General features: G+C 44.5%; 12 protein-coding genes. 6 read left to right on the top strand and 6 right to left on the bottom strand.

What is annotated here, in order from left to right; translation table 11 throughout:
• Positions 1 to 146 precede the first annotated feature (146 nt).
• The 5 genes from ACEWB7_RS04105 to rlmF all read left to right on the top strand — a co-directional run bounded on the left by ACEWB7_RS04105 (position 147) and on the right by rlmF (position 8,639).
• Positions 147 to 842 (top strand): GntR family transcriptional regulator, encoded by a 696-nt coding sequence (locus tag ACEWB7_RS04105; protein ID WP_262738315.1) that lies wholly within the window; start codon positions 147 to 149, stop codon positions 840 to 842.
• An 11-nt stretch (positions 843 to 853) separates the two neighbouring features.
• Positions 854 to 4,306, top strand: a complete 3,453-nt coding sequence (gene smc, locus ACEWB7_RS04100) for a chromosome segregation protein SMC (RefSeq protein WP_262738342.1) — start codon at positions 854 to 856, stop codon at positions 4,304 to 4,306.
• A 1-nt stretch (position 4,307) separates the two neighbouring features.
• Entirely contained in the window at positions 4,308 to 5,303 is a 996-nt protein-coding gene (locus tag ACEWB7_RS04095) for a cell division protein ZipA C-terminal FtsZ-binding domain-containing protein (RefSeq protein WP_262738314.1), read from the top strand.
• A gap of 96 nt (positions 5,304 to 5,399) precedes the next feature.
• Positions 5,400 to 7,439 (top strand): NAD-dependent DNA ligase LigA, encoded by a 2,040-nt coding sequence (ligA, locus tag ACEWB7_RS04090; RefSeq protein ID WP_262738313.1) that lies wholly within the window; start codon positions 5,400 to 5,402, stop codon positions 7,437 to 7,439.
• Between the two features lie 225 nt (positions 7,440 to 7,664).
• Complete coding sequence (rlmF, locus tag ACEWB7_RS04085) at positions 7,665 to 8,639, top strand: 23S rRNA (adenine(1618)-N(6))-methyltransferase RlmF (protein WP_262738312.1); 975 nt, start codon at positions 7,665 to 7,667, stop codon at positions 8,637 to 8,639.
• Between the two features lie 121 nt (positions 8,640 to 8,760).
• Here rlmF and ACEWB7_RS04080 read toward each other — a convergent pair whose 3' ends face one another.
• A complete protein-coding gene (locus tag ACEWB7_RS04080; RefSeq protein WP_034170652.1) occupies positions 8,761 to 9,828 on the bottom strand; it encodes an SDR family oxidoreductase in 1,068 nt (355 codons plus the stop codon).
• 338 nt (positions 9,829 to 10,166) lie between these two features.
• Here ACEWB7_RS04080 and bfr point away from each other — a divergent pair, with 338 nt between their 5' ends.
• A complete protein-coding gene (gene bfr / locus ACEWB7_RS04075; protein WP_004783337.1) occupies positions 10,167 to 10,631 on the top strand; it encodes a bacterioferritin in 465 nt (154 codons plus the stop codon).
• A 53-nt stretch (positions 10,632 to 10,684) separates the two neighbouring features.
• Here the strand turns inward: bfr and ACEWB7_RS04070 are convergent, their stop codons facing one another.
• The 5 genes from ACEWB7_RS04070 to ACEWB7_RS04050 form a co-directional block, all read right to left on the bottom strand.
• Positions 10,685 to 11,104 carry an ExbD/TolR family protein gene (locus ACEWB7_RS04070; RefSeq protein WP_004783336.1) on the bottom strand — a complete coding sequence of 140 codons (420 nt, stop codon included), beginning with the start codon at positions 11,102 to 11,104 and terminating at the stop codon, positions 10,685 to 10,687.
• A gap of 20 nt (positions 11,105 to 11,124) precedes the next feature.
• Positions 11,125 to 11,550 (bottom strand): ExbD/TolR family protein, encoded by a 426-nt coding sequence (locus ACEWB7_RS04065; RefSeq protein ID WP_005234255.1) that lies wholly within the window; start codon positions 11,548 to 11,550, stop codon positions 11,125 to 11,127.
• 15 nt (positions 11,551 to 11,565) lie between these two features.
• Entirely contained in the window at positions 11,566 to 12,450 is an 885-nt protein-coding gene (locus ACEWB7_RS04060) for a MotA/TolQ/ExbB proton channel family protein (RefSeq protein WP_125278783.1), read from the bottom strand.
• Positions 12,451 to 12,489: 39 nt separating this feature from the next.
• A complete protein-coding gene (locus tag ACEWB7_RS04055; RefSeq protein WP_262738311.1) occupies positions 12,490 to 13,194 on the bottom strand; it encodes an energy transducer TonB in 705 nt (234 codons plus the stop codon).
• A gap of 148 nt (positions 13,195 to 13,342) precedes the next feature.
• Positions 13,343 to 16,009, bottom strand: coding sequence for a TonB-dependent receptor (locus tag ACEWB7_RS04050; RefSeq protein WP_262738309.1), 2,667 nt, complete (start codon positions 16,007 to 16,009; stop codon positions 13,343 to 13,345).
• Between the last annotated feature and the right edge of the window lie 345 nt (positions 16,010 to 16,354).

The following is a 16,354-nucleotide window of genomic DNA, read 5'->3' as shown; positions in this document are numbered from 1 at the left end:
TTCTCCTTTTTCTTTGACTGGGTTGGCTGTATAGACACAAGATTGTCTGACAATGTCAAAGTATTTTCTGCAAAAAAGCCGTTTAATAACTGAAAAGTCATCCAGAATGACTGCACTTGCATCAATAAAAATAAGACAGGAACAGTATGCAACAACAAGAAGCACACAGTTTGTCTGAACAGATTGCCAAGCATATCAGTGAACAGATTATCCGGGGTGAACTGGTTGAAGGCGAACGCATCCAGGAACTCAGAATTGCATCGGAACTTGACGTCAGTCGGGGATCAGTCCGTGAAGCCTTGCTCTTGCTTGAACGTACCCAGCTGATTGAAATCTTCCCGCGTCGTGGCGCCATTGTTTCGGAAATGTCGGCCATGCAGGTTCGTGCCCTGTTTGACCTGACCTCTTTATTGCTGGGGCAGATGGTACATCGCATGGCAGAGACCTGGCGCAGTCATGAGGCAGAGCGCATTCAGCTACTATTAGAACAATTGGAAGCCGAAACCCGCCAAGGCCATATCGAAAAGTTTTATGATTTGATCTTTCAGGGAATGGCCCAGCAACAGGAGATGGTCGGTAATCTTTACCTGATGCGCTACTATCAGGAACTGCTGCCATCTTTACGCCGTAGCTATTTTCTGACCCTGAATATTTCAAGACGTGAGCTACAGGAATCTTTTGAATTATTTAAACTGGTGACGGAAGCGATTTTAATTCGTAAATCCCATGAGGCGACGTTATTTATGGAAGATTTTTGTCGACACTTGCGCAACCTTGTGTTGGAATCTCTGATACGGATGAAACAAATTGAACTCGCGTGGGCCAGACGCTCACGACGTTAAATCAGGACACTATGCGTTTAAGCAGTTTAAAACTTTCAGGCTTCAAATCTTTTGCTGACAGTACTACCTTACACTTCAAGGATAACCGGACTGCAGTGGTGGGACCCAATGGTTGTGGTAAATCAAATGTGATTGATGCCATACGCTGGGTGATGGGTGAGTCCAGTGCGCGCCAACTACGTGGTGGCAGCATGCAGGATGTGATTTTTACCGGAACAGCCAAGCGCAAACCGGTGGGCATCGCCAGTGTAGAACTGCGTTTTGATAATACTTATGGCAAGCTGGGCGGTGCGTATAATGCCTATAATGAGCTGGCAGTGCGTCGTCAGGTCAACCGTGATGGCAAGTCTGAATATTTCCTGAATGGCACTAAATGCCGACGTCGTGATATTACCGATATTTTCTTGGGAACCGGTCTGGGGCCGCGTTCTTATGCAATTATTGAACAGGGCATGATTAACCGTCTGGTAGATGCCAAGCCGGAAGAAATGCGGGTTTTTATTGAAGAAGCTGCCGGGGTTTCCCGTTATCAGGCACGTCGCCGCGAGACCATGCTGCATCTGGATCACACGACGCAGAACCTGTCGCGTCTGGAAGATATTGCCTCTGAACTCAAGTCTCAGCTTAAAACCTTGAAACGCCAGTCAGAAACTGCCATTCAATATAAGGAACTGGAAGGCCAGATCCGTACCATCAAGATTGAAATCCTGTCGTTCCAGTGTGAGCAGAGCCAGCGTCTGCAAGAAGAATATACTGTGCAGATGAATACGCTGGGCGAGAATTTTAAGCTGGTACGTTCTGAATTGACTACTGTTGAGCATGATCTGGGAGCGACCAGTGAACTGTTCCAGCGCTTGATTCAACAGTCCACACCGCTACAAACTGAATGGCAACAGGCTGAGAAAAAGCTCAGCGAACTGGAAATGACCCTGCAGCAAAAGCAGTCCTTATTGCAGCAGAACTCAAGCAGTCTGGTGAAGCTGGAAGAACAAAAAGCACAAACCAAAGAACGTTTACAGCTGATTGAATTGCAACTGGACACCCTGCATCAACAACTCGAAGATCAGACTGCACAATTGCAGCAGCAGGAAGGTCAAAGTCAGGAACAAAACCAGGGTCTGACTGATCTGAAATCCCAGCAAGGCACAATTGCTGCCCAGTTTGCTCAAATTAAAACCCAGGTTGAGCAACAGCAACAACGTAAACAGCAAATGCTGGCGCAAAGTGAACAGCTGGCTAAAAATATTGTCCGGATTGAACAGCAAAAAGAAACCTTGCAACAGCAGGCAGCACAAATTCAGCAGCAGGCGCAGCAAGATGAGCTGGAACAGTATCAGACTGATAGAGCTGAAACTGAACAGCAAATCACTGGCTTTGAGACTCAGCTCAAAACACTGAAAACTGAGCTTGAGCAGCTACAGGCAGAACAGGCAGGTCAGCAGCAATTGCTCATACAGATGAAATCAGAAATTCAGGTACTGCATTCAGAACGGAAAAACCTGAGCCAGTTACTGACCAAAGCCAATCCAAACGCCAAAGCGGATGCGGTGCAGTTAATGCAGGTGTTGAAGCTGAATCCACAGGCCAAAGCTCATGCCAGCCTGATTGAAAAGTTCCTGGCGAAATGGCTTTCTGCACAAGTATTAGAAGAAACTGAGCATTTTTTGAAAAATAGTGCACGCCAGCTCAAAGCTCAGATGATACAGGATAATATTCAGCTTGATGGACTCCCTTGTTTAGCAGACTGGATTGAAGCGCCTCAATACTCACTCTGGCAACAGGTGGCCGTAGCTGAGAACTTTAAACAGGCACTTGGTTTACAAACTCAGCTGAGACCAGGCCAGTCGATCCTAAGTCTGGATGGCTATCATGTCGGACCCGACTGGATGATTGCACTGGACTATGATGAAGCCAGTCAGGCGGGACAAGGAGCACTGAGTCATCGTATCCGTCTGGATGAAATTGAGCAGCAACTGATTCAGCTTGAACCAAAATTCGCAGATCTAGAGCAACAGCTTCCTGAGTTAAATGCTCAAGTGAAAGCTTTACAGAGCCAGATTCAGAGCATCAATGAGCAGCAGAAGCAGGCACAAAAGCAGTTACAACAGCTTGATCTGAATATTGCTAAAGTCCAGAGTGCGACACAGGCCTTTGCAGTACAGAAACAGCAATTGCAGAACCAGTTACAGCAACTGGACGAGCAACTGGAAGAAGATGCGATGCAGAAAGATGATCTGGAAATTGATCTGCATGCACTGAATCTGAAACTGGAACAGGCACTGCCCAATTACAAGACCTTGCAATTTCAGTTGGAAGAACTCAATGCTCAACTTGAAGACTCACAGCTAGTCACTCAGCAGGCGCAGCAGGAATTAGAAGTACTGCGCCGTCAAACAGTACAAAGCCAGCAGCAGGCTGAACTGCTAGAAAAAGACCAGCTGTTTTTAAAAGAACAATATCAGCAGATTATTGCGCAAATAGAACAGGCTAAAAAGTTTGTTGATCCGGTACAGCTGGAATTGCCAGCTTTACAGAGCCAGTTTAATGAACAGGCTCTGATTACGGAAAAACTACAAAAGACCTGGGCAGACTGGCAGATCGAGCTGAATCAGATCCAGAGCAAGCAGCAGCACCTGACTGAGCAGCGCCATACTTTCCAGCAGCAAGATGAACAATTGCGTACTGAACTTGAAGCCAAACGTCTGGCCTGGCAGGCAGCAAAATCCGATTTACAGCATTATTCAGAGCAGCTGAAAGAGTTGAATAGTGAAGTAATTTCAGGGCTAAATATTGATGTAAAAGCACATCAGGCTAAACTGGAAAAAGCACAGGCTCAATTCGATAAACTGGGTGCGGTGAATCTGGCAGCTTCTGAAGAGTATGAAGAAGTTTCGAAACGCTATGGCGAACTCAGCCATCAGATTCAGGACCTGGAAAATACCGTTGAACAGCTGCAGGCAGCAATGAAAAGTATTGATCAGGAAACCCGTAAGCTGTTTATGAATACCTTCGATCAGGTCAATGCCGAGCTGCAAAACCTGTTCCCGAAAGTATTTGAGGGCGGTGAAGCGAGTTTAAGTCTTGAAGATGGATGGCAATCGGGTGTAAAACTGATGGCACGCCCACCAGGCAAGCGCAATAGCTCACTGGCATTGCTTTCTGGTGGTGAAAAGGCTTTAACCGCATTAGCACTGGTCTTTGCAATTTTCCGACTAAATCCGGCACCGTTCTGTGTACTGGATGAAGTCGATGCACCGCTGGACGATGCCAATGTGGGACGTTTTTGTAATTTAGTCAAAGAGCTTTCTGAACAAGTGCAATTTATTTATATTACCCATAACAAACTTGCAATGATGATGGCGACTGATCTTTTAGGTGTAACCATGCCTGAACCGGGAACCTCAAAATTAGTGACAGTAAATTTGGAACAGGCAAAAGAATACGGCTTAGCTGCGGAGGTATAACATGGAAATCACCACAATTATCGGGATTGTTATTGCAATTGTGATTATGCTATTCGGCATAAAACTGATCTTGAAAAAACCTGCGGAGGCTGTACCGTCACTGGATGCGGATCTGCATATTGATCCTGACAGCCAGACTCCGGTTATTCCAAGGCATGTACGTTCTCAACTGTCTAAAACAGAAAGTCCAGCCTCTGCACGTGTGGAACCGAGTCTGAATGAAGAAGTAGTAAACAACATTGCACCTGCGGAAGAACAACAAGAAGCAGCCAAAGTAGAGCCAACTTTGACTGAAACCGCCCAGCCCGAAACCAAAGCAGCAAGTCCACTCGATACACCGGTGGTTGCAGAGGAAGCAGAACCGGAAGTAACCAAAGCTGAAGAAACCGCAACATCTGTTGAACAAGAAAATAAGCCTGAAACAGTAGAAGCAGCAGAGCCTAAAGCCGCTGAATTTAGCCTGAATAGTAATATTGAAAAAGCTGAAATTTCTGACTTTAATGATGAAAGCAGTATTCTCGATGCACATCTCCATGAGCAAAAAATTGTGGATGAAGAATGTTCGCTGGCTAATGCTGAAACGATTATTTCATTGCATGTTTATCCACAAGGCCGTGCTCTTTCAGGTGAAAAAACTCTAAAAGTTTTACTGAAATATGGCCTGCGTTATGGTGAGTTGGCATGTTTCCATCGTTATAGTGAAGATGGCTCGAAACTGCTATTTTCAGTATTGCGTATGGCAGATACCGGTATGGAAGGTTTTGACCTAGAAACTCTGTCGACTGAAGAAGTGAAAGGTCTGGCGTTCTTCCTGGCTTTACCGCATAGCGATGTGCAGAATGCCTTCGATACCATGGACAGCATTTCTCGTCTGATTGCACGTGAAGTGGATGGTCTGGTTTATGATCAGAACCAGCAGGAAATGACCCCACAATTACGTGAATTCTGGCGTCATCAGGCGATTGATTATCGTGCTGGACAGACTGCAGAAGTTTAATATTCCAATATTGAATCTGCAGAATCCGATTTTTATAATAGCGAAAAGCTGAATATTGTATAGGGCGGATTTTCCGCCCTTTTTTATGGTGAAATTATGACCCAAGATGCCACTGTCATTGCGCAAATGCGTCAATTGATTCAACTGATTGCCAAGCATAATCATGCTTATTATGTGATGGATCAACCTACGATTGAAGACAGTGAATATGATCAGCTCTTTCATCAGCTCAAAGCTTTAGAAGAACAATATCCACATTTACAACAGCCAGACACACCGACAGTTAAAGTAGGTGGTCAGGCACTTTCCAAATTTCTGACCGTAACGCATGCGGTGCCAATGCTGTCTTTGGGCAACGTGTTTAATCAGGATGACCTTTTTGCTTTTGCGCGCCGTATTGAAGAACGCTTACCCAATCAAAAGATTGAATACGATGTTGAGCTGAAATTTGACGGGCTGGCAATTTCCCTCTGGTATGAACATGGCGTACTGGTTCGTGGTGTCACCCGTGGTGATGGGGAAACTGGAGAAGATATTACCCAGAATGTCAAAACCATCCGTAACCTGCCAAAATTCCTATCTCCAGTGAATGGCGTGATTCCAGAATTACTGGAAGTGCGTGGCGAAGTGCTGATGCCGAAATCCGGCTTTGAACGCCTGAATGCGGCCAATGCAGCGAAAGGTGAAAAAACCTTTGCTAATCCACGTAACGCTGCGGCTGGCAGTTTACGCCAGCTTGATCCGAATATTGCAGCTTCTCGACCTTTGGCTTTTTATGCTTATGGAATTGCCCAGTGTGTTCCTCATCATGGTCAAACCACAATGTCAGGCAGTCTGGAATGGCTACAGCAGTTTGGCTTTGCTGTGGGTGAGCGCCATTTCATCTGCAGTAGCATCCAGGAAGTGCAAAAGGTTTACGAGCAGATCATTGAAGAACGTTCTAAACTCAGTGTCGAAATTGATGGTATGGTCATTAAGGTCAATGACCTGAAACAGCAACAGAAACTGGGTTTCTTGAGCCGGGAACCACGTTGGGCAACTGCTTATAAATTCCCGGCAGTGGCTGCACTGACCACCGTTGAAAATATTGACTGGCAAGTGGGCCGTACCGGGACTCTAACGCCTGTAGCACGGTTGAATCCGGTTGCAGTGGGTGGTGTAACCGTTTCCAATGTAACGCTGCATAATATTGGTGAAATTCACCGTCTGGATGTAAGAATTGGGGATACCGTCAGTGTCTATCGTAGTGGTGACGTGATTCCTAAGGTAGAAAAAGTCTGGCCAGAATTCCGTCCTGCCAATGCGGTAGAAGTGCATTTACCTGAGAACTGTCCAGTCTGTGATTCTCCGGTGGTGATGCCAGAAGGTGAGGCCTTGGCACGCTGTTCAGGTGAACTGTATTGTGCAGCGCAGCGCATCGAGACCATCCGTCACTTTGTTTCACGTAAGGCCATGGATATCGAAGGTTTGGGCGATCGCTGGGTGGAGTCACTGTTACATCTCAATCTTTTGAAAGATGTGTCGGATATTTATCACTTGCATGAGCATCGTGAGCAATTACTGCAAATCGAAAAAATGGGTGAAAAGTCCGTTCAGAATCTCATTGATTCGATTGAAAACAGCAAGAAAACTACATTGGCCGCATTTATTTATGCGCTCGGCATTCGCGGTGTAGGTGAAACGACAGCACGTATGCTGGCCAATACTTTCCAGACTCTCGACGCTTTGCGTAGTGCTGATGTAGACGCTTTAAAGAAAACACCGGATGTTGGTGATATTACCGCAGAATGGATTGTTGATTTCTTCCAGGCACCGCATAACCTGGAAGTATTGGATCGCTTGTTGGCTGCCGGTATTCATTGGGATGCGCCAATTGCACCAATGCGCCAACCACTGAATGGTGAAAGCTGGGTAGTGACTGGAACTTTAAGTTCTATGGGTCGTGATGAAGCGACGCAATTACTGCAAGCCTTAGGTGCACGGGTCAGTGGCAGTGTCTCTAGCAAAACCAAATGTGTGGTGGCGGGTGAAAAAGCGGGTTCTAAGCTCGATAAAGCAGAAAAACTTGGTGTGCCTGTGATCAATGAAGAACAGTTTATTGCCTTGATGAAAGAGCATGGGCAAATCGAAGAATAATCAGTTCTAAACAATGACTCAAATAAAAAAGACACCCAGGATGATGAATCTTGAGGTGTCTTTTTTATTGCTAGTTCAAAACTATAGGTGAATGAGAAGGGGAGGATAGACAAATACAAGGACGGGTTCGGCAATGTGAGTTGAATTCACGTACAATATCGATTCATTTGCAGGTATAGATCCTGCCTTATTGATTCTATTCTCCCGTTGATGATTGGCATACACATGGCGCAAGCAAAGAAATCTTTTCCGCAACAAAAATCGCAATTACATGCACGAAATCTGCATCGCAGTCGTTACGATTTTCCTCAGCTCATCCTGAGTTGTCCGGAACTAGCACCTTTTGTCAGTCCGAATCAATATAACGATCTTTCAGTCAATTTTTCTGATCCACTGGCTGTGAAAATACTCAATAAAGCATTGCTGAAACATTTTTACGGCATTCAATATTGGCATATTCCTCAAGATTATCTTTGCCCACCGATTCCGGGTAGAGCCGACTATATTCACTATTTGGCTGACCTGTTAAGTGACAATAATAATGGCCAGATTCCAACAGGACACGCCGTTCACGTATTAGATATTGGGGTGGGCGCGAACTGTATTTATCCGATCATTGGTCATCGTAGTTATGGTTGGAAATTTGTCGGCTCAGACATTCATTCGGCATCGGTGAAAAGTGCTCAATTTATCGTGGAAGCAAATCCTAATCTCAGGAAGGGGATTCAGATTCGATTGCAGAAGACACCGAGCAATATCTTCAAAGGTGTGATTAAACCTTCAGATCGTTTTGATTTGACCCTGTGTAACCCACCATTTCATGCTTCGCAAGATGAAGCAAATGCCATAGCAACGCAAAAATTACGCAAACTTGGCAAACCGGTTGATCGGTCTAAAGTGGTGTTAAACTTTGGCGGGCAAAAGAACGAGCTGTGGTGTGACGGTGGAGAAGAACGCTTTGTTTGCCAGATGGTACAAGAGAGCACACAGTTTGCTGAGCAATGTCTTTGGTTTAGTACACTGGTTTCTAAGAAAACCACATTGCCTATGCTGTTAAATACCTTGCGTAAGTGCGGTGCAGTGGATGTAAAAACCATTAAAATGACCCAGGGGCAAAAAGAGAGTCGTTTTGTAGCTTGGACTTTTCTAGATGCAAAGCAACAGCAAGCGTGGAAAAATGCGCGTTGGACTTCTGCTTAAGCAGATTTTTAAGCAGTCGTCATAAGCTTGCCGATAAATGACTTGATGCATAAGCTCAAACTTAATCTGACAGACACAATAAAAAATCGGTCACTGTCAGATCAGGTTTGAGCGAGTACGATTAAGGAATATATTTCTTCACCACACCATCATCCAGCAATTGCTGGAAATGTTCGACCAGGCTTTCTTTCACTGGACGATATTCCAGACCGAGTTCATCCTTACTTTTTTGTGCATTAAAGAAAATTGGATAACCCATATTGAGTTCAACGAATTTACGGCTAAAGCCGGCCAGAGGACCAAAAATCTTGAAAGCCGTTTTTGGCAACTGGTTGCGTGGAAACGGGAATTTTGGACCAAATGCTTCACGTAGGATTTTCCCCATTTCCAGCAGGCTCAAAGTCTCACTACAGATAATATAACGGCCATGCGCTTCCGGATTAAATGCAGCACGGATATGGGCTTCCGCAACATCTTGAACATCCACCACACCATTCCACATTGGTGGAACACCCAGCAAGGTCATGCCATTGGCAAACTGTTGCAGAACTTCCACACTGCCTGATTGAGTATTAGGCGTTAAGGACTCCCCAAAGACCAGTGCCGGATTGATACAGATCAGGTCCCAGCGATCCTGCGCTTCCGCCATTTCCCAAGCTTTGCGTTCTGCCATGACTTTGGAATATGGATAAGGCTGATGGGTTTCTGAACTGGTGGTATTCCAGTGAGATTCATCAAAACTGGTGTGCTCGGTTTGCAAAATATCAATCGCATCGCCATACGTTGAGGCAATACTTGAGGTGACAATCACACGTTTGACAGATTCAGTTTTATTGACGCTATTCAGCACATTTTGCGTACCCAGAATTGCCGGTTCAATAATGTCTTTGAGAGCATCTTTATAATTGGTGACCACAAAAGGCGAGGCCATATGAAAGACAATTTCACAACCTTCCATGGCCGCATCAAAAGAACCGGGCTTGAGCAGGTTAGCTTCAAACAGCTTTAAGGTCCCCGGGCTGCTGTCTGCAATTTGTTCAAGGTGTGTATAACTCTGGGTTTTATTCAGGTCACGTACAGTGGCGTGTACGGTATAACCTTGTTTTAAAAGTTTCTGGATCACCCAACTGGCGATATAGCCAGATGCGCCGGTGACCAGAACAGGTGCTGTGCTATGTTGTAATGTCATATTTAAACCGTTGTTGTTTTGACTTCTTTCATCGTAGGCACAATTATGCATGAACCAGGCCAAACAGGTGAGTCCAAGATAAAAATAAGCAACAAGATAAGTGCTTATTAATATTTACAAAAATTAACGTTTGAATATTCCAGCTTGCTGGATTGAATAAAAACGGAACGAAAAATGCAAGATGTTGTTTTATAAATGGGATTTGGCCGAACAGAGAGCGTAAATGCAAGTGCTTCTCATTTTAATTATATAAAAATCAGACATTTACCATAATTTTGCTTTTGCAAATCAAACATCTTTTCTCCATAATAAGATGATAAAAGCAGGGAGTAATTCAAATGCGCGGTAATCCAGAAGTCGTAGATTATTTAAATATGCTGATCGGTGGCGAACTGGCTGCTCGTGATCAATACCTGATTCACTCTCGTATGTATGAAGATTGGGGTCTGACGAAAATCTTTGAACGCATCGACCATGAAATGCAGGAAGAAGCACAGCATGCAGATGCCCTGATCCGTCGTGTCCTTTTTCTTGAAGGTACGCCAAATATGCAGCGTGATGACATCGAAGTTGGTGAAGATGTGGTGACCTGCCTGAAAGCTGACCTGAAGCTTGAGTATCATGTCCGTGAAAAGCTGGCTCAAGGGGTCAAACTTTGTGAAGAGAAGGGCGATTATGTGACCCGTGACATGCTGCGCCAGCAAATGTCGGATACGGAAGAAGATCATACTTACTGGTTAGAAAAACAGTTACGTTTGATCGAGCTGATTGGTCTACAAAACTATATCCAGTCACAAATGTAAGATATTGAATAATAAAAAACCCAGCAGATGCTGGGTTTTTTGATTCTATAGACTTAAGAATTGTTGTTACTGACAATTCCGATTTTTTTCACTTCCAGACGCTGAGCCGCAGCCATCACCATCGCGATATGCTTGTATTCAGTTGCACGATCAGCCTTGATTTTAATCTGATCCTGATCGGCTTTTTGCGCCACGGTCTTGAATAAGGCTTCTAGCGCTTGAGCATTGGCCACTGGCTGATCATTCCAGAAGATTTGGCCTTGAGCATCGAGACGTAAATTCACAATCTCTGGCGGTTTTTCCTCAGTTGGTGGTGGTGTGCCATTTGGCAGGTTGATATTAATCGAATTATTCGGCAACGGAATAGTGATAATAAACATAATCAGCAAGACCAGCATGACATCAATCAATGGTGTCATGTTGACGTCCAGCATTACATCATCATCCTGATTTGAGCCAACATTCATTCCCATAACTGGATTCTCCCTCAATCTTAAGGTGAAGCGGGCGGGGTCGTGACAAATGCAATCTTGCCAATACCTGCTTGCTGGGTAGTACTGATGACCTGATCAATCGCTTCAAAAGCTGTTCTTTGATCACCACGAATATGCACTTCAGGCTGAGGACGTTTTTGGGCTTCTGCCTGTAAACGGGTCAGTAAAATTGCCTTGTCCGGAATATAGGATTCATTCCAGAAAATATCGCCATTTTTATTGACTGCCAGCTGGATATTTTCCGGCTTGGTTTCATACGGGACATTACGTTCTTCAGGCAGATCGACCGGTACGGTATGAATTGCAACCGGTACTGTAATCAGAAAGATAATCAGCAGTACCAGCATCACATCAACCAGAGGCGTGGTATTAATGGTACCAATGACCTCATCATCGCTGTCGTTTGAATTGACCATCATTCCCATGGTTGACCCCCATTTTTATTTTGTGTCGCGGTGAACAGGATTGTTTGAGCTGATTTCGCCGCTCAGTAGTACAGCATGCAGGTCAGAACCGAAGGTACGAACTTCTTCCATTACAGCTTTATTACGGCGAGTTAACCAGTTGTAACCAAGTACTGCCGGAACTGCCACAGCCAGACCGATTGCAGTCATGATCAGTGCTTCACCGACCGGACCAGCAACTTTATCGATTGATGCCTGTCCTGAAATACCAATTGCAGTCAGTGCATGGTAAATACCCCAAACGGTACCAAACAGACCTACGAAAGGTGCTGTAGAACCGACTGTAGCAAGGAAGGCCAGACCACCACTCAGATGGCTTTGAATCTTGTCGACTGCGCGTGAAATAGAAATCGTAACCCAGGTATTAAAGTCGATACGCTCTAGTAAAGTACCGCCATGGTTTTTGGTTGACTTGATGCCTTTTTCAGCGATAAAACGATATACGCTGGCTTCATCCAGATTTTGCGCTGCATTATCCAGAGAAGAAGATTCCCAGAATTGATGTTCTGCTTCTTTGGCCTGTTTGCGAATCTTGCCTTGTTGCAAGCACTTAGTGATCATGATGTACCAGGTACCGATCGACATGATGATCAGAATGAACAGGGTTACTTTGGAAACCATATCGCCTTCTTTCCACATGGCTTCCAGACCATAAGGGTTGCTGGCAGGTTTTTCAGCTGCAGCAGGTGCTGGCGGTGTAGGTTCAGCGACAGTCGCTGGTGTGGTTTCTGCAGTTTCAGTCACTGTCGTTGCAGGTGTAGGGGATTCTTCAGCAAATACGGTTTGCAAAGGGAGTAAAGTACTTGCCGCAATGACACTTGCAGCAGTGATATTTTTTAAAGTGTGTCGTGCGTTTTTCATAATGAATCTCCTCATTTTGTTTTTAATCTGTTGTCTGGATCAGTCCAAGATAAATTCGTAGGGAATGTCGTACCAAGATTCTTGTGGTTCACCATTTTTCATTGCAGGTTTAAAGGTACATAAGCTGAAAGCCTTGGACGCTGCACGGTCAAGTGAACGGCTGCCACTGGATTTTTTTACTTTGGCATCTTTCACTTTGCCGTCGGTATTCACAAAGACAGAGATCAGCACATTACCTTGCTCTTCATTCATTAATGCATCACGTGGATAATCTGGACGCTTACAGCCAGCTTCGCCTTGAGATACACCGCGTGTAACGCCAGTTGGTTGCGGTGGAGCAGCAGGCGCTGCTGCAACAACTGGGGCTGGTGCAGCCACCGGACTTGGGGATGGTGTTGCTGCAGCTACAGGTGTTGGTTCTGCAACCGGTTGAGTGACTGTTGGTGTAGGCTGTGTTTTCTGTACTGGAACCACTTTTTCTACCGGTTTAACCTCAGGAACCTGTGCCACTTTTTCTACAATTTTAGGTGGCTCAGGTGGGGTTTCTTTTGGTGGCTCAGGTTCAGGCGGCTTAATATCTTGAATAATCATTAGCTCAACTGGCTGTTCCGTTGGTTTAATAATGTCTTTTGCCATACCAGCCATGAGTACCAGGCCAACCAGGATATGCAAAAAAACAACGACCCCAATACCAGTCAGTTTTTTGGCGGAGTTTTTTTCTAAGTCTTCAAACTTTGTGCCCATCATGACTCCTAGAATTTAAGACAAACAGGAAATAGTGCACTGATGAGAAAATTTTTTTAGTTACAGGCAGCATTATTTTTTGTTTGGCTAAAATTAAACGGGGAAAACCGCAAACACCGCTTGGCAGCAGTGTTTGCAAAGTGATTAATTAAAAGAATTTATAAGTACCGCGTAAGAAGTAGCTACGGCCTGTAGGGTCACCATGACGAGGGTCATAGCCATATTGTGCATTGTTGGTTGCATCAGACGCAGGTGGTTCTTTATCAAACATGTTCTTGATCCCTGCAGTCAATTCAAGGTTCTTGAATCCTTTATATGTTCCTGCAAAGTTGTAAACCATCCATGCACCTACATCACGTGTTTCTGAAAAATCTTTATATCCACGGATATATTGTTGCTCCAGCAACATTTTCCAGTTTTCATAAGTCCAGTTTACATTGGCAATGTGTTTCCAGCGAACGACTGCCGGATCATCATAAATACCTACGTGATCTTCCCATTCACCACCTGGCTCTATTTGGTAATCCATTTTGATGACATAAGTCCCATCAATTCCGAAACCAAAACGGCCAGTCGCGGTCATTGGACTTAAATAGTTCAGACTGAGGTCGATCCCTTGAGTTTTTAGGCCACCCATATTTTGTAAGGTCGTATTTAAATACTGGATACGGCCATCTGGTGCATAAACAATCAGGTTGCCATAGCGATCAAGATCATCAAAAATCATATCTGGAGAGACTGTACCGACCAGATCTTCAATTTTAATGTTGTAGTAATCAGCTGTGAAAACCAGGTTCTTGATTGGCTCGTAGACAAAACCGGCAGTATAAGAAGTTGACTCTTCAGGTTGTAAGTCCGGGTTACCGCCTTGTTTACGTTTAAACTGCATACCGCACTGATCGGCAAACTGAAGGTTGTTCGGTGTGCCATCAGCATTACAGAAACGCGGGTTATTGAAAGGTGAACTGGTATAGGTTTCGCTTTGCGGAGAGTTTATTTCCCATAAGCTCGGTGCACGGAAACCTGTGCTATATGAAGTACGGAACATGAGCTCTTTTACCGGCTCCCAACGTAGCGAGGCTTTCGGATTGAAAGAATCGCCAAAGTCGCTATAGTCATCATAACGTGCAGCAAGTTGAGCTTCTAACCCGGCTACGATTGGTATGTGAAATTCAGTAAATATTGCAGTGATATCGCGATCACCTTTACTGATTGGTTTGTCCGGGTCTATACCACTGCCTGGCACCTGACGGACAAGATCGGAATTTATTTTGGCTTCCCAGTCTTGGGTAGTGTAACTACCACCTACGGCAAAACCGACCTCACCTGCAGGCAATTCATAGATAGGACGGCTTAGCGTAAAATCAACAGTAGTTGAATCTAGCGTTGCCTGATTTGTCGGACCTGCGACATCAAAAGTAGACCATTTTCCGGCATCTTCCGGTGCTTGAGGGCCAAATGGGTTGAGTGTACCGTCATTCAGGGCTGCCTGGACTCTACTTTGGTTTAAGTAACCGCTGACGAAATTATCAGTCGCTTCGCCTTTGGCATAAGTTACACCACCGTTGAGGTCCCAGCCGTAGGCTTCACCTTCGATTCCAGCAAAGATCCGGTTGGATTCATTCTCTGATTTAGATACACGGTTGCCAGCCTGGGAACGTAAATAAAGTATTGAGGATGTGCCTGTCAAGCCGGGAATATCTGGAGTGATTCCTTGACCAGGATAGTATTTGCTGCTGTCTGGAATAGTCAGGCTACCACCCCATACATCAGGTGCAATAGAAGTGGTCACTTCGCTTTTAGTGTAAACATATTCCGCGACCGCGTTTAATGAATCGGTAAGTTTTAAGGTACCTTTCGCTAAAGCGGAGAAGGCTTCTTCATCCGGAGTAATACCAATTAATGCCTGTGTATTCAGTAAGCAGCGTGTGCCAGAGATAAACGTATTTGGAGCATTATTACAGTTCTGGTTGATATAAGGGTTAACTATACCCACGCCTGGATTTGAAATATTTGCTGGAAAGCCAGCAGTCGAACCGATCGCCATCCCTAGTTCAGGAATCAGACCGCCGCGGCGGCTGACTTTGCGGTCTTTCGCCATGATCATGTCGGAAGTACGATAATCGATTACCCCATAGACGTTGAATCCTTGCTCGTCCAGATCACCATAGCCACCGAAGATGGAAACATCATATTCATCCCCATTTTTGTGTTCAGGTAATTGAAGTCCGCCAGATATGCCAAAACCTTGGTATTCTTTCTTGAGAATGAAGTTGATTACCCCGGCAATAGCATCTGCACCATACACGGCAGAAGCACCATCGCGTAGCACCTCAATACGTTCAACCATAGCGAGTGGAATAATATTTAAGTTAACTTCAGATGTACTGAAAGGACTGTTGGCCAGACGGCGACCATTTAATAAAATCAGGGTCTTATCGGTACCAATACCACGAAGGTTCGCAGAAGAGCCTGAAGTATTACTTTTACCAATATTCTGGGATACAGCAAAACCGGCCTGATTGGCGCTGACCCTATTCAGTGCTTCCTCAACAGTGGTGACCCCCTGATTCACCAGATCTTCGACTTTAAGTACAGTAATTGGCGATGCACTCTGTGCAGCTACCCCTTTAATAGATGAACCCGTTACTGTCACTTTTTGCACCTTGGTCGGCTGCGTAGCGGAGTTTTCTGGTTCATCGGCTGCATGTGCCAAAGACAAACACATCATACTTAAGCTGAGTGCGCTTAACTTGAGTAGCCTTTTGCTGACGGTTGGAGCCCCCATAGATCCGACCAATTTATTTTTTTTCATCGTAAATTTCACCCTTTTGTTATGTGAAGTAGTGCTGGGTTGATCTAAGCAAGGCGAATGCCAACTTATAAAATTTTATATTTTTATATTTTTAAGTAATTGAAAAATATTGATTTAATTGAATTAGGTTTGAATTTATCGAGCGATATTGAAGAAAAATTAAGAAGTCTGTGTATCGAATCTGAAGAAAGAAGGAAGTGAGACCCCTGTGAAAGCAATAAATAAATATTTAATGAATAAGAAAGTAGTCCAAAAATGAGAGGGAAATTGAATAAAGTTTAATCATGGTGCATAATTTTTACATAAAATATACAATATTTTTTTAAAATAAAATATTTATAATAC

The sequence above is a fragment of the Acinetobacter sp. NIOH-H-8 genome, assembly GCF_046635365.1.
In the GTDB taxonomy this organism is placed as follows: domain Bacteria; phylum Pseudomonadota; class Gammaproteobacteria; order Pseudomonadales; family Moraxellaceae; genus Acinetobacter.
This window is presented reverse-complemented; position numbering and strand designations above follow the sequence as displayed.

Coding starts and splice junctions, on each gene's coding strand:
- rlmF (WP_262738312.1), top strand. CDS start 7,665: ATGGCGCAAGCAAAGAAATCTTTTCCGCAACAAAAATCGCAATTACAT.
- ACEWB7_RS04105 (WP_262738315.1), top strand. CDS start 147: ATGCAACAACAAGAAGCACACAGTTTGTCTGAACAGATTGCCAAGCAT.
- ligA (WP_262738313.1), top strand. CDS start 5,400: ATGACCCAAGATGCCACTGTCATTGCGCAAATGCGTCAATTGATTCAA.
- ACEWB7_RS04070 (WP_004783336.1), bottom strand. CDS start 11,104: ATGGGAATGAATGTTGGCTCAAATCAGGATGATGATGTAATGCTGGAC.
- ACEWB7_RS04055 (WP_262738311.1), bottom strand. CDS start 13,194: ATGGGCACAAAGTTTGAAGACTTAGAAAAAAACTCCGCCAAAAAACTG.
- bfr (WP_004783337.1), top strand. CDS start 10,167: ATGCGCGGTAATCCAGAAGTCGTAGATTATTTAAATATGCTGATCGGT.
- smc (WP_262738342.1), top strand. CDS start 854: ATGCGTTTAAGCAGTTTAAAACTTTCAGGCTTCAAATCTTTTGCTGAC.
- ACEWB7_RS04080 (WP_034170652.1), bottom strand. CDS start 9,828: ATGACATTACAACATAGCACAGCACCTGTTCTGGTCACCGGCGCATCT.
- ACEWB7_RS04065 (WP_005234255.1), bottom strand. CDS start 11,550: ATGGGAATGATGGTCAATTCAAACGACAGCGATGATGAGGTCATTGGT.
- ACEWB7_RS04095 (WP_262738314.1), top strand. CDS start 4,308: ATGGAAATCACCACAATTATCGGGATTGTTATTGCAATTGTGATTATG.
- ACEWB7_RS04050 (WP_262738309.1), bottom strand. CDS start 16,009: ATGAAAAAAAATAAATTGGTCGGATCTATGGGGGCTCCAACCGTCAGC.
- ACEWB7_RS04060 (WP_125278783.1), bottom strand. CDS start 12,450: ATGAAAAACGCACGACACACTTTAAAAAATATCACTGCTGCAAGTGTC.